At 28.3% G+C, this 314-nt stretch carries 1 protein-coding gene; it reads left to right on the plus strand.

What is annotated here, in order from left to right; all coding sequences use genetic code 11:
- The first annotated feature begins 60 nt into the window (after positions 1-60).
- Positions 61-261 (plus strand): cold-shock protein, encoded by a 201-nt coding sequence (locus tag KGF39_RS19650; protein WP_227823598.1) that lies wholly within the window; start codon positions 61-63, stop codon positions 259-261.
- Positions 262-314 lie beyond the last annotated feature (53 nt).

Here is a 314-nt window from a genome sequence, read left to right on the forward strand (position 1 = left end):
TTGTGGTGATACACAAGTAAATCAAGTATATCTTGATATAGGTTAATAGGAGTATTTTTAATGAATAATGGAATAGTGAAATGGTTTAATAATGAAAAAGGATTTGGTTTTATATCAATGGAAGGTGGAGATGATGTATTTGCTCATTTCTCAGCTATACAAACTTCAGGATTTAAATCATTAGAAGAAGGTCAAGAAGTAAGCTTTGATATAGTTAAAGGTGCTAGAGGTCCTCAAGCAGAAAATATAACTATATTATAATATATAGATTTTTCGGGAAAGACTCTTTTTAGGGTCTTTTTTTATTGTTAATA

It is taken from the genome of Clostridioides sp. ZZV14-6345, from assembly GCF_020657775.1.
In the GTDB taxonomy this organism is placed as follows: domain Bacteria; phylum Bacillota; class Clostridia; order Peptostreptococcales; family Peptostreptococcaceae; genus Clostridioides; species Clostridioides difficile_D.